At 62.3% G+C, this 17,358-nt stretch carries 15 protein-coding genes and 2 tRNA genes; 7 read left to right on the plus strand and 10 right to left on the minus strand.

Annotated elements, in window-relative coordinates; genetic code table 11:
• The first annotated feature begins 2 nt into the window (after nt 1-2).
• Together valS and CGK93_RS13685 are read left to right on the plus strand one after the other, a co-directional pair.
• Nucleotides 3-2,630, plus strand: coding sequence for a valine--tRNA ligase (valS, locus tag CGK93_RS13680; RefSeq protein ID WP_089595307.1), 2,628 nt, complete (start codon nt 3-5; stop codon nt 2,628-2,630).
• Nucleotides 2,631-2,975: 345 nt separating this feature from the next.
• Complete coding sequence (locus CGK93_RS13685) at nt 2,976-3,851, plus strand: Fpg/Nei family DNA glycosylase (RefSeq protein WP_089595308.1); 876 nt, start codon at nt 2,976-2,978, stop codon at nt 3,849-3,851.
• Nucleotides 3,852-3,891: 40 nt separating this feature from the next.
• Here the strand turns inward: CGK93_RS13685 and CGK93_RS13690 are convergent, their stop codons facing one another.
• The 6 genes from CGK93_RS13690 to CGK93_RS13715 form a co-directional block, all read right to left on the minus strand.
• Nucleotides 3,892-4,521: a mycothiol-dependent nitroreductase Rv2466c family protein gene (locus CGK93_RS13690; protein ID WP_089595309.1), complete on the minus strand. Its 630-nt coding sequence runs from the start codon at nt 4,519-4,521 to the stop codon at nt 3,892-3,894.
• 81 nt (nt 4,522-4,602) lie between these two features.
• Nucleotides 4,603-5,892 carry an ATP-dependent Clp protease ATP-binding subunit ClpX gene (clpX, locus tag CGK93_RS13695; RefSeq protein ID WP_089595310.1) on the minus strand — a complete coding sequence of 430 codons (1,290 nt, stop codon included), beginning with the start codon at nt 5,890-5,892 and terminating at the stop codon, nt 4,603-4,605.
• A gap of 182 nt (nt 5,893-6,074) precedes the next feature.
• On the minus strand, nt 6,075-6,734 hold the full coding sequence (locus CGK93_RS13700) for an ATP-dependent Clp protease proteolytic subunit (RefSeq protein WP_024816918.1): 660 nt from the start codon (nt 6,732-6,734) through the stop codon (nt 6,075-6,077).
• A 39-nt stretch (nt 6,735-6,773) separates the two neighbouring features.
• Nucleotides 6,774-7,397, minus strand: coding sequence for an ATP-dependent Clp protease proteolytic subunit (locus tag CGK93_RS13705; protein ID WP_026542390.1), 624 nt, complete (start codon nt 7,395-7,397; stop codon nt 6,774-6,776).
• Between the two features lie 220 nt (nt 7,398-7,617).
• Nucleotides 7,618-9,000 carry a trigger factor gene (gene tig, locus CGK93_RS13710; protein WP_089595311.1) on the minus strand — a complete coding sequence of 461 codons (1,383 nt, stop codon included), beginning with the start codon at nt 8,998-9,000 and terminating at the stop codon, nt 7,618-7,620.
• A 69-nt stretch (nt 9,001-9,069) separates the two neighbouring features.
• A tRNA-Pro gene (locus CGK93_RS13715) sits at nt 9,070-9,144 on the minus strand.
• 127 nt (nt 9,145-9,271) lie between these two features.
• On the opposite strand from CGK93_RS13715, the gene CGK93_RS13720 reads away from it, so the two are divergent.
• Nucleotides 9,272-9,345: transfer RNA gene (locus tag CGK93_RS13720), tRNA-Gly, on the plus strand.
• Nucleotides 9,346-9,390: 45 nt separating this feature from the next.
• On the opposite strand, the gene CGK93_RS13725 is transcribed toward CGK93_RS13720, so the two are convergent.
• The 3 genes from CGK93_RS13725 to CGK93_RS13735 all read right to left on the minus strand — a co-directional run bounded on the left by CGK93_RS13725 (nt 9,391) and on the right by CGK93_RS13735 (nt 11,859).
• Entirely contained in the window at nt 9,391-10,293 is a 903-nt protein-coding gene (locus tag CGK93_RS13725) for an Fpg/Nei family DNA glycosylase (protein ID WP_089595312.1), read from the minus strand.
• Nucleotides 10,293-10,733 carry a ribose-5-phosphate isomerase gene (locus CGK93_RS13730; protein WP_232481658.1) on the minus strand — a complete coding sequence of 147 codons (441 nt, stop codon included), beginning with the start codon at nt 10,731-10,733 and terminating at the stop codon, nt 10,293-10,295. The genes CGK93_RS13725 and CGK93_RS13730 overlap by 1 nt, the downstream gene beginning before the upstream one ends.
• Before the next feature lie 121 nt (nt 10,734-10,854).
• A complete protein-coding gene (locus tag CGK93_RS13735) occupies nt 10,855-11,859 on the minus strand; it encodes a hypothetical protein (protein WP_089595314.1) in 1,005 nt (334 codons plus the stop codon).
• A 133-nt stretch (nt 11,860-11,992) separates the two neighbouring features.
• On the opposite strand from CGK93_RS13735, the gene pepN reads away from it, so the two are divergent.
• Both pepN and CGK93_RS13745 read left to right on the plus strand, forming a co-directional pair.
• Nucleotides 11,993-14,554: an aminopeptidase N gene (pepN, locus tag CGK93_RS13740; protein ID WP_089597454.1), complete on the plus strand. Its 2,562-nt coding sequence runs from the start codon at nt 11,993-11,995 to the stop codon at nt 14,552-14,554.
• Between the two features lie 57 nt (nt 14,555-14,611).
• Complete coding sequence (locus CGK93_RS13745) at nt 14,612-15,091, plus strand: OsmC family protein (protein ID WP_089595315.1); 480 nt, start codon at nt 14,612-14,614, stop codon at nt 15,089-15,091.
• On the opposite strand, the gene CGK93_RS13750 is transcribed toward CGK93_RS13745, so the two are convergent.
• Entirely contained in the window at nt 15,088-16,101 is a 1,014-nt protein-coding gene (locus tag CGK93_RS13750; RefSeq protein ID WP_089595316.1) for an NAD-dependent epimerase/dehydratase family protein, read from the minus strand. The genes CGK93_RS13745 and CGK93_RS13750 overlap by 4 nt on opposite strands.
• 87 nt (nt 16,102-16,188) lie before the next feature.
• On the opposite strand from CGK93_RS13750, the gene CGK93_RS13755 reads away from it, so the two are divergent.
• On the plus strand, nt 16,189-16,887 hold the full coding sequence (locus tag CGK93_RS13755; protein WP_089595317.1) for a mechanosensitive ion channel family protein: 699 nt from the start codon (nt 16,189-16,191) through the stop codon (nt 16,885-16,887).
• The gene (locus tag CGK93_RS13760; RefSeq protein ID WP_089595318.1) at nt 16,880-17,356 is read left to right on the plus strand and encodes a globin; all 477 of its coding nucleotides are present in this window, start codon (nt 16,880-16,882) and stop codon (nt 17,354-17,356) included. Before CGK93_RS13755 ends, CGK93_RS13760 begins: the two co-directional genes overlap by 8 nt.
• Nucleotides 17,357-17,358: the final 2 nt, after the last annotated feature.

Here is a 17,358-nt window from a genome sequence, read left to right on the forward strand (position 1 = left end):
CCATGGCTGAATCAACGCAGGGTACAGACACGCCCGCCACCAACCCCATCAACGTTCCCGACAAGCCGGCCCTTGAAGGCCTTGAGGCTGCCTTGACGCAGCGCTGGCTGGATGAAGGAACCTACAAGTTCAACCCGGACACCACCCGGGAGCAGGTCTACTCGATCGATACTCCCCCGCCCACGGCATCGGGCTCGCTTCACGTGGGCCACATGTTCTCCTTCACCCAGACTGACGTCCAGGCCCGCTACATGCGAATGACCGGAAAAAACGTCTTCTACCCCATGGGCTGGGACGACAACGGCTTGCCCACCGAGCGCCGCGTCCAGAACTACTACGGTGTGCGTTGCGATCCCGCCATCCCCTACCAGGCCGACTACACGCCGCCCGCACAGCCTGCCAAGAACCAGCGGGACTTCGACGTCGTCTCGCGCCAGAACTTCATCGAACTGTGCGAGGAACTCGCCGTTGAGGACGAGAAAGTCTTCGAGAACCTGTTCCAGACCCTCGGGCTGTCCGTGGACTGGGACCTGACGTACCGCACCATTGACGACACGTCACGTGCGGTCTCCCAGCGCGCCTTCCTCGCGAACCTTTCTGCCGGTGACGCCTACATGGCCGAAGCTCCCACGCTCTGGGATGTAACGTTCCGCACGGCTGTTGCACAGGCTGAACTTGAGGACCGCGACGTTGCCGGCGCCTACTACCGCTACCCCTTCTTCACTGAAGACGGCGAAAAGATCTTCATCGAGACCACTCGCCCGGAACTGCTGGCTGCCTGCGCGGCCCTGGTGGCAAACCCCGACGACGAACGGTACCAGCCGCTGTTCGGCAAGACCGTGAAGTCGCCGCTGTTCGACGTCGAACTTGAGGTCAAGGCCCACCCCCTCGCCAAGGCGGACAAGGGCTCCGGAATTGCCATGGTGTGTACTTTCGGCGACCTCACCGACGTCACCTGGTGGCGCGAACTGCAGCTGCCCACGCGTGCCATCATGGGCCGCGACGGCCGCATCATTGCCGACACCCCGGAATGGATCACCACCGAGGCCGGTAAGGAAGCCTACGCCGCGATCGCGGGCAAGACCGCTTTCTCCGCCAAGGAAGCCGTGGTTGAACTGCTCAAGGCAGCGGACCTGCTGGACGGCGAACCGAAGAAGATCACCCACCCGGTGAACTTCTTCGAAAAGGGCGACAAGCCCCTCGAAGTTGTTACGTCCCGTCAGTGGTACATCCGCAACGGTGGCCGCGACGAGGAACGGCGCGAACGCCTGATCGGCCGAGGCCAGGAAATCACCTTCCACCCGGCCTTCATGCGCTCACGCTACGAGAACTGGATCGCCGGCCTGAACGGTGACTGGCTGGTTTCCCGCCAGCGCTTCTTCGGCGTGCCCATCCCCGTCTGGTACCCGCTGGATGCCCAGGGCAACCCGGACTACGACAACCCCATCCTGCCGTCGGACGACATGCTGCCCGTGGACCCTGCTGCGGACGCGGCTCCCGGCTTCGAGGAAGCGCAGCGTGACCAGGCCAACGGCTTCACAGGTGACGCCGACGTCCTGGATACCTGGGCCACGTCCTCGCTCACCCCGCAGATTGTGGGCGGCTGGAGCCGTGACGAGGACCTGTTCTCCAAGGTCTACCCCTTCGACCTCCGTCCGCAGGGCCACGACATCATCCGCACCTGGCTGTTCTCGTCGGCCGTTCGCGCTGATGCCCTGCAGAAGAATGCCCCGTGGAAGCACGCGGCCATCTCCGGCTGGATCCTGGACCCGGACCGCAAGAAAATGTCCAAGTCCAAGGGCAACGTTGTGGTGCCCACGGATGTGCTCAACGAGTACGGTTCCGACGCCGTCCGCTACTGGGCCGCCTCGGCCAAGCTTGGCGCTGACACTGCCTACGAAATTGCGCAGATGAAGATCGGCCGCCGTCTGGCCATCAAACTGCTGAACGCCTCCAAGTTCGTACTCAACCTTGGTGCCACCGAGAACTCCGTGGTGTCTGCTGACCTCTCGGTGCTGACCAACCCGCTGGACCGTGCGCTGCTCGCGCAACTGTCCGATGTCGTTGCCCAGTCCACCAAGGCGTTTGAGAACTACGACTACGCCCGCGCACTCCAGATCACCGAGTCCTTCTTCTGGCAGTTCACGGACGACTACGTGGAGCTCATCAAGGACCGCGCCTATGGTGCCGCCGGCGAGACTGAGCAGGCCTCGGTCCTTGCTGCGCTGGCGACAACGCTGGACTCGCTCCTGCGTCTCTTCGCGCCGTTCCTGCCCTTCGCTACCGAAGAGGTCTGGGGCTGGTGGCGCGCAGGATCGGTCCACCGTGCAGAGTGGCCCACCGCCCTGGAAATCACGGACGGGGACACCACCATGTTGGGCACAGTGGGCATCGCTCTCAGCGGCATTCGCAAAGCCAAGTCCGAGGCAAAGGTCAAGCAGCGCACGGAGGTGCTCTCTGCCTCCATCACGGCCGCGGAGGTTCTGGTGGCCCAACTGAAGGCCGGCCTGGGCGACTTGAAGGCAGCCGCCAACGCGCAGGAAATCACGCTCCAGTCCGGTGAAGGCGACCTGACCGTCAGCGATGTTGTCCTGGCACCAGCCGAGGAGACGTCCGCGTCCCAGCCGTAGTCCCGGAAGTTACTGCGCCCATTGATTTCGGGCAAAGGGGAAGCCCCATCAGCGTTTTGCCGTTGGTGGGGCTTCGACTTTTCGGCTGTCTGGTGATGTCTTGACAGTCTGGCGGAATCCTAGGAATTTCAGGTCTTCCTACCTCATCACTGGTAGCCTGCTTCCAACTTTGCCAAAGGCTGCGTTGGTTGCAATCACTGAATCTTTGGTTTCCGTGTCCCTCTTCTTTCGAAGTGGGTAAGAACCATTGTTGTCCCGCTGAAAGCAATGCACAAGACCCTTGGAAGAACTACAAACCTGTAGTTCTCCTGCGCTCCGAGGGCTACCTGTGGCAGAGTATTGACCATGCCGGAACTCCCCGAAGTGCACGGCCTGTGCATGTATCTGGACACCCAACTTCGCGGAGCCGTGCTCAATGAGGTCCGCATCAATTCCTTCTCCGCACTGAAGACTGCTGATCCTCCATACAGTGTCCTCGAAGGCAGAAGCGTCCAGGGTGTACAGCGCATCGGTAAATTCGTGTGCGTTGATGTTGATGGCCTGTTCTTTGTCTTCCACCTGGCCAAGGCAGGCTGGGTCCGCTATACCGAGCACCCTTCGTCTGCCGGATTGCGGATGGGCAAAAGCAACATCTCTGCAAGGCTCCTGTTGCACCGCCCTGCCGACGGAGCCCACATCGGCGTGGACCTGACGGAAGCCGGAACCAAGAAGAGCCTGGCCATCCATGTGGTGCGGGATCCTCAGGACGTGCCAGGAATCGCCACCTTGGGACCGGAGCCCCTCAGCCCCGACTTCGACCTTGACGCGTTGGCGGCGATCCTTGGATCCAGTTCCCAACAGATCAAGGGATTGCTTCGGAGCCAGGGCGTCATTGCCGGCATAGGGAACGCGTACAGTGACGAAATCCTGCACGCTGCAAAAATTTCCCCCTTCGCCAGTGCCAAGTCCCTGGACCAGGCCACAGCGGCACGGCTCTACGAAGCCATGCAGGAGATTTTGGTGGGAGCTGTTAACGCAGCCGCCGGCAAGCCGTCCAGCGAACTCAAGGACACCAAACGCAGCAACTTCCGGGTGCACGCACGGACCGGCCTTCCTTGTCCGGTGTGCGGGGACACAGTAAGGGAGGTGTCCTTTGCGGACACCTCCCTGCAATACTGTGCCACCTGCCAGACCAACGGAAAGATCCTTGCTGACCGGCGGACATCTCGGTTCCTGAAATAGCCTGCTGGTTGAGTTCGGGAAGCTTCTTGGCCTCGGGAAACTAGTTGAATTCGGGGCTTTCGCTGCGGCTGCGCTTCAACTCGAAGAAGTGCGGGTAGCCAGCCAAGGTCACCGTGGCGTCCCAGATCTGCCCCGCTTCTTCACCACGGGGAATACGGGTCAGTACGGGACCGAAGAAAGCAGTTCCATTAACGGCGACTACGGGAGTTCCTACATCCTGGCCAACCAATGAGATCCCGGCCTCGTGGCTTGAGCGCAGTTGGACATCGTACTCGTCCGAGTCAGCGAAGCGTGCCAGATCAGCCGGCAGGCCTACCTCGGCAAGGGCCTTCTGGATGACCGATGCCCGGTCCTTGTTGCCCTCGTGGTGGATCTGCTCCCCCATGGCGTCATAGAGCGGCTTGACGTAGTTGGCACCGTGAAGTTCCTGGGCCGCGATGATCACGCGTACAGGACCCCAGCTTTCATCCATCATTGCCCTGTATTCGGCAGGAAGGTCCCGGCCCTCGTTGAGGACGGAGAGGCTCATGACATGCCATTCAGTCTGGATGCCACGTACTTCCTCAACCTCGCCAATCCAGCGCGACGTGATCCAGGCGAAAGGGCAAACGGGGTCAAACCAGAAATCGGCCTTGTTGACGGTCTGTTCGGGCGTGGACTTTTCGGGCATAGGGAACTCCTCGGAAAAGGTGGGAAGCGTGGCATGGCGAGCGGTTCAACGGAACTGCTCCTTGTCTAGGCCAACAGGCTGCTAGGCCGACTTATTCCGGCGTTTGGCCACCACGTCATGGGCGATCATGGTGGGCTGGGCCTTCTTCAACACAACATCAGCTGTGATGACCACCGTAGCTATGTCGTCCCTGCTGGGGAGATCGAACATGACGGGCAGCAACACTTCTTCCATGATGGCCCGGAGTCCACGGGCGCCAGTGCCGCGTTCGAGCGCTTGATCCGCGATGGAGTCCAGGGCGTCCTCTTCGAACTGCAAATCCACGCCGTCCAGTTGGAACATCTTCTGGTACTGCTTCACCAGCGCGTTCTTCGGGGTGGACAGAATCTGGATGAGGGCGGGTCGGTCCAGGTTGGAGACGGTGGTGATCACTGGAAGCCGGCCGATGAATTCCGGAATGAGGCCGAACTTCAATAGGTCCTCCGGCATGACTTCGCCGTAGGTGTCCACGTTGTCCCGGGCCTCGTTCAGCGGTGAACCGAAGCCGATGCCCTTACGCCCGGACCGTGAACCAATAATGTCCTCAAGGCCCGCAAAAGCACCGGCCACAATGAAGAGTACGTTGGTGGTGTCAATCTGGATGAATTCCTGATGCGGGTGCTTGCGGCCGCCCTGAGGGGGCACGGATGCAACGGTTCCCTCAAGAATCTTCAAGAGCGCCTGCTGTACACCTTCACCGGATACGTCACGGGTGATCGATGGATTCTCACTCTTACGCGAGATCTTATCGATCTCGTCAATGTAGATGATGCCTTGCTCGGCCTTCTTGACGTCATAGTCCGCGGCCTGAATGAGCTTGAGCAGGATGTTCTCGACATCCTCGCCGACGTAGCCGGCCTCCGTCAGGGCCGTCGCATCGGCTACGGCAAAAGGAACATTAAGACGACGGGCCAAGGTCTGGGCGAGATAGGTCTTACCACAACCAGTGGGGCCGATCAGGAGGATGTTGGACTTGGCGATCTCCACGTCTTCGTGGTGCGATCCCTCGCCGAGGCTGCCGGTCTTGGGTGCATGGCCGGCCTGGATCCGCTTGTAGTGGTTGTAGACAGCCACTGCCAGCGACCGCTTGGCGGGTTCCTGGCCGATGACGTATTCCTGCAGGAAATCGAAGATCTCCCGGGGCTTGGGCAGCTCGAAACTGCCGAGATCGGAAACTTCAGCGAGTTCCTCTTCAATGATCTCGTTGCAAAGCTCGATGCATTCATCGCAGATGTAGACACCAGGCCCGGCTATCAGCTTCCGTACCTGCTTTTGGCTCTTTCCGCAGAAAGAACACTTCAGCAGGTCCGTGCTCTCGCCAATCCGAGCCATGTGGGAATCCCTTCGTTGCATGCGGGTGATGCGGCTCCGCGCCGTACTCAAGTGTGCGGCCGAGCCGCGGTTGGCACCACCGTGACAAGATCCACTCTAGGTCACAATGAGCTGCTTGGGTGGAAACAGAACGCCGGTGCGGTCCATATTTCGTGAACCGCACCGGCGTCGAATTCCGTGTGCTACCGGGTGATTGCCTGCGGCTTGATCTTCCGGGAGTCAAGAACCTGATCGATCAGGCCGTAGCTCAAGGCATCAGCAGCCGTGAGGATCTTGTCACGCTCGATGTCGTTGTTCACCTGCTCGGACGTGCGGCCGGAGTGGTGTGCCAGCGTGTCCTCAAGCCAGGTACGCATGCGCATGACTTCCGCAGCCTGGATTTCGAGGTCCGAGGCCTGGCCACCCTGGCCACCGGAGAGAGCCGGCTGGTGGATCAGGACACGTGCGTTCGGAAGTGCCAGACGCTTGCCCGGGGTACCGGCAGCGAGCAGGACGGCAGCTGCACTGGCAGCCTGGCCCAGGCATACCGTCTGGATCTCCGGACGGATGTACTGCATGGTGTCGTAGATGGCCGTCATGGCCGTGAACGAACCACCCGGCGAGTTGATGTACAGGGTGATGTCGCGGTCCGGGTCCGTTGACTCCAGAACCAGCAACTGGGCCATGATGTCGTCGGCAGAGGCGTCGTCAACCTGGACACCGAGGAAGATGATGCGGTCCTCGAACAGCTTGGTGTACGGGTCCTGGCGCTTGAAGCCGTAGGGCGTGCGCTCCTCAAACTGGGGCAGTACGTAACGGCTGGACGGGAGATTACCGGCAGACCATCCGAAGTTGTAGTTCATGTTCTTTACTCCTGGGGTTTCAGTGGTTCTTTGTGCCGGTTAGTTTTCGGAGTTCGACTCTGCGCCCGACTGGTTGGCCGTTCCGCCACCACCGGCAACAGAACCGGCGTGCGCCGAGATCTTGTCGAAGAAGCCATATTCCAACGCCTCGGCGGCAGTGAACCACTTGTCGCGGTCATTGTCCTTGAGGATGGTCTCTACGGACTGACCGGTCTGCTCAGCCGTGAGTTCCGCCATGACCTTCTTCATGTGCAGGATCAGTTCAGCCTGGATCTTGATGTCCGAGGCCGTGCCGCCGATGCCGCCGGAGGGCTGGTGCATCAGGATGCGGGCGTTGGGCGTGGCGTAACGCTTGCCCTTGGTGCCGGACGACAGGAGGAACTGGCCCATGGAGGCAGCCAAGCCCGTTGCGACGGTGACGACGTCGTTCGGAATGAACTGCATGGTGTCGTAGATGGCCATGCCGGCCGTCACGGACCCACCCGGGGAGTTGATGTACAGGTAGATGTCCTTCTCCGGGTCTTCGGCCGAGAGGAGGAGGAGCTGGGAGCAGATGGCGTTGGCATTCTCGTCACGGACTTCAGAGCCGAGCCAGATAATGCGCTCTTTCAGCAGGCGGTTGTAGATGTAGTTGTCCTGGGCTGCGGGATCGACAGTTGCCATCCGGGGAGCCTCTGATTGCTGTGACATAAGTACTTACCTCTCGCTGGTGCCAGTGACCTCACTGAACTTCACTACTTGGACACTAACCGTTTTCCGTGGTGATTTGTTCGCCGGAATCGCGCTGTTCGCTGACGGCGCACGTCTGCGTTCAGCACCAATGTTCCGCCTTAAAGCAAACCGGCCCCGGATCAGAAGATCCGGGGCCGGTTGAAGTCGTTGACTAGAACTTCACTGCTGCGGGGTCGTCGCTTGCTGCAGCGTCGGCTTCCTCAGTTGCCTCGACAGCGGCGGCCTCGTCGGCTGCTGCTTCGCCGGCAGGACGAACGAAGTCGGTGAGGTCAACCTTGTTGCCCTCGGAGTCGACAACCTCTGCCTGGCCCAGCACAACTGCCAGCGCCTTGCGGCGGCGGACCTCGGAAACCATCATGGGAACCTGGCCGCTCTGATCAATGATCTGGGCGAACTGGTTGGGGTCCATGCCGTACTGGCTTGCGGTGGTGACGATGTAGTCGATCAGCTCGTTCTGGCTGACATCCACTTCTTCCTTGTCCGCGATGGCGTCAAGGATGATCTCGTTCTGGAACGCACGCTCGGTGTTGGCCTTGACCTCGGCGCGGTGCTCCTCGGTGTCGTGGTCACCTTCACCGTGGGCGTTCTCCGGGTTGAAGTGCGCTTCGATCTGCTCTTCGACCACGGAATCCGGAACCGGAACCTCTACGAGCTCAACGAGCTTGTCCAGGACCTTGTCGCGTGCCTCAACACCCTGCTCCACAACCTTGGAGTCCGAAGCCTGCTTGGCGAGGTCCTCACGGAGCTCGGCAAGGGTGTCGAACTCGGAGGCAAGCTGTGCAAAGTCATCGTTGGCCTCGGGGAGCTCGCGCTCCTTGACGGCCTTGACAACAACCTTCACCTGAGCGGATTCGCCGGCGTGGTCGCCGCCCACCAGCGTGGTGTCGAAGATTGCCTCTTCGTCGGCTGAGAGGCCGGTCACGGCTTCGTCGAGGCCTTCAAGCATGGTGCCTGCGCCAACCTGGTAGGACAGGCCTGCCGCGGAATCGATCTCTTCGCCGTCAATGGTGGCGGTGATGTCGATGGTGAGGAAGTCATCGTTCTTGGCGGGGCGCTCGACGGACTTGAGTGTGCCGAAACGGCCACGCAGTTCGTCAAGGGACTTCTCAACGTCAGCTTCGGAGGACTCAGCGGCAGCCACCTCGACCTTGATGCCGGCGTAGTCCGGCAGCTCGATCTCGGGGCGGACATCGATTTCCACCTGGAACTTGAGCTCGCCATCGGTGGACGTGGGGTCAGGAACCTCGGTGATTTCAACCTCGGGACGGCTCAGGGGGCGAACGCCCGTTTCCTGAACTGCAGCCTGGTACCAGCCATTGAGGCCATCATTGATGGCCGTCTCCAGGACGTAGCCGCGGCCAACGCGCTGGTCAATCAGCTTGGTGGGAACTTTGCCCTTGCGGAATCCGGGAACCTGGATCTGCGAAGCAACGGTCTTGTACGCGGCATCGATGCTCGGCTTCAGTTCCTCAAAGGGAACCTCAACGTTGAGCTTGACCCGCGTTGCGGTGAGGTTCTCGACAGCGCTCTTCACAGTCTAAGTACTCCTGATTTTGTGGGTATGGGGTTCTGTCGCGTCCCTGAGGCGGACACAAACACAGAGTCGGGGTGACAGGATTTGAACCTGCGACTTCCTGCTCCCAAAGCAGGCGCTCTAGCCAAGCTGAGCTACACCCCGAACGCACAGGACAGTCTACGGGCAAGCGGGCCAGGAATGCACATTTGACACCGCCGCCGGAATTAGGTTTAGTTGTACCCGGCTTGAACAGCCACCGGGAAGATGTCCTGAAAAGGAGATCCGTCCTGGGGACGTAGCTTAATGGTAAAGCCTCAGTCTTCCAAACTGATTACGCGGGTTCGATTCCCGTCGTCCCCTCCAAGGGAAAACGCCCCGATCCTCGGATCGGGGCGTTTTTTGTTGCTGTTACACCTGGCAGCCCGGACACCAATACAGCTTGCGAGCACCAATTTCCGTCATGCCCACCGGCGTTCCGCAGGCCCGGCAGGGCATGCCGTCCCGCTTGTAGACAAAGTGGGCGTCGGCGTCGGGGGCTGTTGCTGCGCCACCCGACCACAGCGTGGAGGGTGTCGTCACAATCCGTCCGTCACGAACGCCGTCGGACATGGTGTCCACGGTGTCATCCCACAGACGGCCGGCCGTTTCCTCGTCAATGGTGCTTCCCTGCGTCCAGGGATCGACGGCCTGCCGGAACAGCACTTCCGCTCGATAAATATTGCCCACGCCGGCCAAGACGGACTGATCCATCAGCAACAGGGCCACCGCCGTTTTCCGGCGGCGCAGGCGGCGGATGAATTCCTCGCGGTCGCCCGGGCGGTTGTGCAGCGGGTCCGGACCCAGCCGTTCCATGACGACGGCAACTTCCGCCGACGTAATGGCGGCACACGTAGTAGCGCCGCGGAGATCGGCCCAGCCGTGGTCCGAGACCAGCCGGACACGGACGGCGCCCACCGGCGCAGGCGGGCCGGCGTACTCCGTTTCGCGGGAGGCCGTTTCGTCCGAGGCCGGCCCTGTTTCCCGCTCACCAATGCGTCGTGGCGCACCGATGCTGGAGGCACCAGTGAAAGAACTGTCCCCGCCGAAGTTCCACGCGCCGTACAGGCCCAGATGGACGTGGAGGAAGAGATCGTGGTCGAACCTGAGGAACAACTGCTTCCCGTGGGCCATCGACTCAACCATGGTGTGCCCGCTTAGAAGCTGCGCACCGTGGGTGAACCGACCCTGCGGGCTGGAAACGTCCAGCCGGCGGCCGCCAAAAACATCCTGGAATTGGCGGGCCAGCCGATGGACCGAATGCCCCTCGGGCACTACTCGACGATTTCGCCGGTGGTTTCGTACACCGCAATTTTTCCGATCCGGCGAACATGGCGTTCGTCGTTGCTGAACGGTTCCTCCAGGAAGGCTTCAATGAGCTCCGTAGCTTCTTCAACCGAGTGCTGGCGGCCGCCAACAGCGACGACGTTGGCGTCGTTGTGCTCCCGGGCCAGCTTTGCGGTGGAAAGGTTCCAGGCAAGCGCAGCACGGACGCCCTTGACCTTGTTGGCGGCAATTTGCTCGCCATTTCCCGAACCACCCAGGACGATGCCCAGGGCGTGGACGCCGGCTTCCTGGTCCGCCACGACAGCCACGCCGGCGTTGATGCAGAAAGAGGGGTAGTCGTCCAGGGCGTCGTACTCCTTGGGTCCGTGATCCACCACTTCATAGCCCTTGGCCGTGAGGTGGCTGACCAGGTGGGCACTTAGTTCCATGCCGGCGTGGTCAGTAGCGATGTGGACGCGGGGTGTAGTCACGAGAAGTCCGTTCTTTCTGGGCGCGCGGGGACGGCGTCTGGCCGGCGCGGCGGTGAGGGATGCGCTACCTAGGGTACCGCTACCGGGGTTGTTGGGACTGTCCGTCATCCCGGGCACGGTGGGCTGCCCGGTTGAGGATCCCCGCCAGTTTGTCAGCTGAGGCCTGGGAGCCGGCGCTGAGAGCCACCCTGCCCCCGTTAAGTTTCCTGACGACGACGGCAGGCCCGCTGCTGACCAGCATTGCCGTGGCGTCGTCGTGGTGCCGCCAGCCCCACCCGCCGTAATCGGCCGCTTTGACGTCCGCCGGAGCCGCCCCGGCGATCTCGACGGCGGGGACGGTCAGGACGCGCACGATGCCACCGGCGAACACCTGCAGGCCTCCCCTGTCCGCCCGCACGCGGGCAAACAGGAAGCCAGCGCCCACCAGGGCAGCCACGGCCACCAAGGCGCCAAGCCACGGGACGGCGACCGCGATCAAGGCCGCCGGGAAGACGGCGGAAACAATGATCATGATGAAGACCGAGCTCCGGGCATGCACCCACAGGCGAAGCGTGTCGCGGGCCAGGTCCGGATCCTCCAGCAGGGTCAGTTCCTCCTGCAGGGCAACGTCATCCTCGCGGGTCCAGCGTGGGTCCGGCTTGAAGGCGAACATCATGACGATGCCCAAGGCCACCGCCGCGCCACTGCCCATGGCCAGCACGATCGGGTCTACATGGGACTCGCGAGCGTCCACCAGCCCGGACTGTCCCACCAGTCCGGCTGCCACCACCGTAGTAATGAAAAGGCTCACCGTCAGGCCCAGGCCCATCAGGACGCGCCTCATGACAACAGGCCTGGTAATGGTCACCGCTTGGAGGAACACGGCCCATCCGCAGAAGGTGATGAGGGCTGCGCCGCCGGTCACGTAGGCGCCGAACGGCGCGAACGAACTGCCGCCGTCGGCGTTCCACATCACGGCAACGGGGTTCGGAAGATCGTTGCGCAGCATTTGGGCGCACACCACAAATCCGACGGCGAGGAGCAACGGAAAGGCAACCGCAAACCTCAGTGCGCGGAAATCGAGAGTGTCCCGGAACGATCCCATAATCCAACGCTACTCCGTGGGGCGACACTGTGGTGTCCCCTCCTTGCCTTCGGGCCGTGGAGTGAAAGAATGGCTTCACACCAGCGTCCGGCTGCGATTGGCCGGGCATCCCAAAATCTTCCGGAGGCACCACTTGCCAGGCCTGAACCTCACGCGCGACGAAGCCGCGATCCGCGCCCAACTGCTCAACGTCGAGTCGTACAACGTCACTTTGGACCTGACCAAAGGTCCCGAGGTCTTCGGCTCCACCACCGTGGTGAAGTTCTCCGCAACTCCGGGATCCACCACCTTCATTGATGCCATCACCCAGGCCGTCCACAGCGTGACCTTGAACGGAACTGATCTGGACCCCGCGGAGGTCTCGGACGGCATCCGCATCCAGCTGGCGGACCTCGCCGCCGACAACGAACTCGTGGTGGTCGCAGACGCCCCCTACATGAACACGGGCGAAGGACTGCACCGTTTCGTTGACCCTGTGGACGGCGAGGTGTACCTCTACACGCAGTTCGAGGTTCCGGACTCCCGGCGAATGTTCGCCGTCTTTGAGCAGCCGGACCTTAAAGCCACCTTCACCTTCAGCATCACAGCGCCGTCGCACTGGGATGTCATCTCCAACTCCCCCACACCGGTTCCCGTTGAAGCTCCTGCCGGGGAAGACGGCAGCGCCCGGTCCGTGTGGGAATTCGCGCCCACTCCCCGACTGTCCTCGTACGTCACCGCGTTGATCGCCGGACCGTACCAGGCGGTCCGTTCCGAGGTCACCAGCGCCGACGGACGAGTTGTGCCGCTGGGAGTCTTTGCCCGCAAGTCGCTGATGCAGTATCTCGATGCGGACAACATCTTCACCCTGACCCGTCAAGGATTTGAGTTCTTCGAAGCCCAGTTCGGCTGCCCCTACCCGTTTGAAAAGTACGATCAGCTGTTTGTTCCCGAGTTCAACGCCGGGGCCATGGAAAACGCAGGCGCCGTGACCATCCTGGAAGGCTACGTCTTCCGCGGAAAAGTCACGGGAGCCCAGATCGAACGGCGCGCCATCACCGTTCTGCACGAACTGGCCCACATGTGGTTCGGGGACCTGGTGACCATGCGGTGGTGGAACGACCTCTGGCTCAACGAGTCCTTCGCCGAATACATGTCGCACCTGGCCGCCGTGGAAAACACGGAATTCGACCGTGCCTGGACCACTTTCGCCTCAGTCGAAAAGTCATGGGCGTACAAGCAGGACCAGCTGCCCACCACCCACCCGATCTTCGCGGAAATCAACAACCTCGAAGACGTGGAGGTGAACTTCGATGGCATCACCTATGCCAAGGGTGCTTCCGTGCTCCGCCAGTTGGTGGCCTGGGTGGGTCCGGAGCAGTTCATGGCCGGCGTCCGCACCTACTTCGCCAAGCACGCCTGGAAGAACACTGAGCTCGCCGATCTCATGGTGGAGCTTGAGGCGGCCAGCGGCCGCGACCTGGAGGGGTGGGGCAAGCTCTGGCTCGAAACTGCCGGCGTCAACACCCTTGCTCCCGAGGTGACCGTCGACGCTGACGGAATCATCACCGGCTTCGCGATTCTGCAGACCGCGATCGACGAACAGCCAACCCTCCGTCCGCACCGCCTCGCCGTTGGCTTCTACTCACTCTCCGGTGAGGGCAAGCTGGAGCGTACCCACCGGGAGGAGCTTGATGTCGATGGCCCCCGCACGGAAGTCCCTGCCCTGATTGGCAAGGCACGTCCGGACCTTATCCTGCTCAATGACGACGACCTCGCCTACGCCAAGGTCCGGCTCGACCCGCACTCCCTTGCCACCGCGAAGGCCCACCTGAAGGACTTCTCGGCCAGCCTGCCGCGCACCTTGGTGTGGGGCTCTGCCTGGGATGCCGCGCGCGACGGCGAAACCCCGGCCCGTGGTTACGTGGACCTGGTCCTTGCCAACATTGCGCACGAAACTGATTCCTCGGTCATCCTTGTCCAGCTTCGCCAGCTGGCCACTACCTTGACCTACTACGTGGCCGCCGAGCACCAAGCCGAGGCCACCATCGCCGCCGCAGACAAGCTGTGGGCGCTTGCATCCTCGGTGGAAGCGGGCTCGGATGCCCAGCTGCAGTTCGCCAAGTCCTTTGCCCAGCTCGCGCGCAGCGGGGGCCAGCTGGACCGCATCCAGGCGCTGCTGGACGGAACCGAAACGCTGGAAGGCCTCACGGTGGACCAGGACATGCGCTGGGAGCTCCTGACCGCACTGGTGGCCGGCGGGCGCCAAGGCCAGGAACGCATCGACGCCGAACTTGCCCGTGACAACACCTCCAACGGTCAAAATGCTGCCGCCCAAGCGAAGGCAGCCATCCCCACCGCTGAAGCCAAGGCCGCAGCATGGGACGCGATTGTTGTCACCGGAGAACTCTCCAACGCGCTGCAGTCGTCAGCCGTGGCCGGCTTCATGCGGGTCCCGACCACTGAATTGCTGGAGCCCTACGCCGAAAAGTACTTTGACGCCGTGCCCGGAATCGTCAAGGAACGCACCCACGCCCTGGCGCAGCAGATTGTAGTGGGGCTCTACCCGGCGCAGCTCACGACGCAGGCAACGGTGGACCGTACGGACGAGTTCCTGGCGGCGCTTCCGGAGGACAGCGCGGCGCTTCGCCGGATGATGCTGGAGAACCGCGACGGAGTAGCCCGCGCCCTCCGCGCACGGGCTGCCGACGCCTAGGCCCGCACCTAACGAGGTCCCTGCGGACAGTCGACGCCTGCTGGCTAGACTGTCCGCATGGGCCTCAACGAACACCATTACGCGCTGACCGTCCGCTGGACCGGAAACCTGGGTGAGGGCACGGCCGGCTACCGGTCATATTCACGGGACCACGACATCGAAATCCCGGGCCTGCCCACCCTCCAGGGCTCCGCTGATCCCACCTTCCATGGAAACCATTCACGCTACAACCCGGAGCAACTGCTGCTCGCTGCCGTCTCGCAGTGCCACATGTTGTCTTTTCTCCACGTGGCCGTCAAGCACGGGGTGGTAGTCACGGGCTACGAGGACAATGCCGAGGGCCTGATGAAGCTCAACCGGGACGGCAGCGGGCAGTTCGAAAGCGTCACGCTCAAACCCCACGTCACCATTGCCGAACCTGGCCACGCCGGGTTGATGTCCCAACTGCACCATGAAGCCAATCAGGTCTGCTTCATCGCCCGCAGCGTCAACTTCCCCGTACTCCACAAACCAAGCACGACGCCGGCAGCCGGCTAAGTCTGCCGGGCCCGCCATAGTGCCACGAGGCGCTGTTCGGTTTCGCGGCTGAGCCCGGCTTTGCGTTCCCTGTCCAATCCCCGGCTCCGTTCATCCTCGAGGGTGGCCGCCAAGGTTTCCTGCCATGGCCGCAGGACCATTCCGCGCTCACGTGCTGCTTTGTTGGACCGAGCCTGGAAGCCATCATGGTCCGCCGGCAACCACAAAGGAAGCGAGTCCGGTCCTGCCCAATACTCGATGCCGTTCTCCACGAGCCACTCTTCATCAGCCCGGACAACGTCCTGCGCGACTCCATCCCCGGTTCCGGCTCCAGCCGCCCGCTGGGACTCGGCCAGGTAGTCCTCGAACCGCACGACGTCGCCCAACGCGTTGTAGGTACCCGTCAGTCCTTCACCGGCGGACTGCAGGATCCACGCTGCAAGATCGCGGACGTCAATGATCTGTGTTGCGGCATCCGGGATGTCAGGAACCAGCACCGGGCCAGGGTCAGCAGCGAATCGAGCGGACCAGTATCCGTACCTGTCAGTGCCGTCCCCCGGGCCGCTGATGAGTCCCGCCCGCACGATGTGTGCTTTCTCCCCCACCACAGCCAAAGTCATCTGCTCAATAGCGGATTTGGACTCGCCGTAAGTCTCCGGGGTACCGGCCTGGCCCGCCGGCAACGGCTCCAGCATCTCCGCGCCCTCATCGGCGCCGGGTATCGAATGGTCTGCATAAACAGAGCAACTCGATACAAACGTCCAGTGCGCGGCGGCTGTTCCCAGCACGTCCAACGCCTCGCCCGCCTGCACGGGATCCCGCGACACCTCCACCACCGCGTCCCATCCGCCGTCGAGTTCCGCATAAGCCGCCGCGCCCAGGGCGCGGTCGCCCCTGACCCAGGTGGCGCCGTCGGGAGGGGTCGTTGAGGTGCCACGGGCAAAGCAGGTGACGTCATGTCCCGCGGCAACTGCCTGCCGGGCGGTTTCTGCGGACAGGAAGGCGGTACCGCCAAGGACCAGGATGCGCATACCGTCACGCTACGGCGCTAGGGTTGTAGATGGACAGAGTGTTCCGCGCCCGGCGAACACGGGCCGACGACAAGGAGAAATTCACCCTTGACCTCCATCCCCCTGGCAGAAATTGTCACTTTGGAACCCGAAAAGATCGACCTCGTTTCAATCCTCATCACTGTAGGCGTGGGCCTGGGTGTGTGGATCGTTGCGCGGTTCATCATCTTGCGCATCACCCGGCGGGTTTCCGCCGGAAGTTCCTTCTTCAAGAAAGCGCACTTCAAGTGGGTGCAACCCGCCATCCGCGCACTGGACCACGAGCGCCGCTCCCAGCGTGCCGAGACCATCGGCACCTTGCTGACGAGCCTGGTAAGCGTTGTGGTGGTGGTGATCGTGATCATCTACGTCCTCAAATACATGAACGTGGACGTCGCGCCCCTGCTGACCAGCGTGGGCATCCTGGGTGTCGCCATCGGCTTCGGCGCCCAGCAACTGATCCGTGATTTCCTCGCCGGAATCTTCATCACCATCGAAGACCAATACGGAATCGGCGATGTCATCGTCACCAGCGAAGTGATTGGTACCGTTGAATCCGTGGGCCTGCGCATTACCCGGGTCCGCGCTGAAGACGGAGCCATCTGGTATCTGCGCAACGGCGAAATCCTCCGCGTGGGCAACCGCTCGCAGGGTGACTACGTCCCTCTGGAAACACCGGACACCACCATTGAGCCCGGCGCTGCAGCTGCGCCGGTCACAGCAGGCGCACCGCGCGTCACCAAAGCCGAGGAGAAGTCCAATGAGTAGTACAGCAGGCGGGCAACAACCGGCACCCCAATCGGGGCCCCGACGCCAGCTGATGCAGAATGACCCCTTCAGCCAGCCCGCCTACACGGATAGTTTTTACGCTGCAGTGGGCGGTCACGAGACATTCGTTAAGCTCATCGACGTCTTCTACGACGGCGTTGCCACGGATCCATTGCTTCGGCCCATGTACCCGGAGGAGGACCTGGGGCCGGCAAAGCGGCGCTTCCTGATGTTCCTGGAACAATACTGGGGCGGTCCCACCACCTACGGCGAAGAACGCGGCCACCCCCGGCTGCGCATGCGCCACATGCCGTTCCGGGTAACCCCCGAGGCCAAGGACCGCTGGCTGTTCCACATGCGCACGGCCGTGGACTCCCTGGAGCTCTCCCCGCTGCATGAGGGCACCTTGTGGGACTACATGGAACGGGCTGCGCTGACCATGGTCAACAGTCCTTCGGCCGGCGCCTGACC

Origin of the sequence: Arthrobacter sp. YN, assembly GCF_002224285.1 — a bacterium.
In the GTDB taxonomy this organism is placed as follows: domain Bacteria; phylum Actinomycetota; class Actinomycetes; order Actinomycetales; family Micrococcaceae; genus Arthrobacter.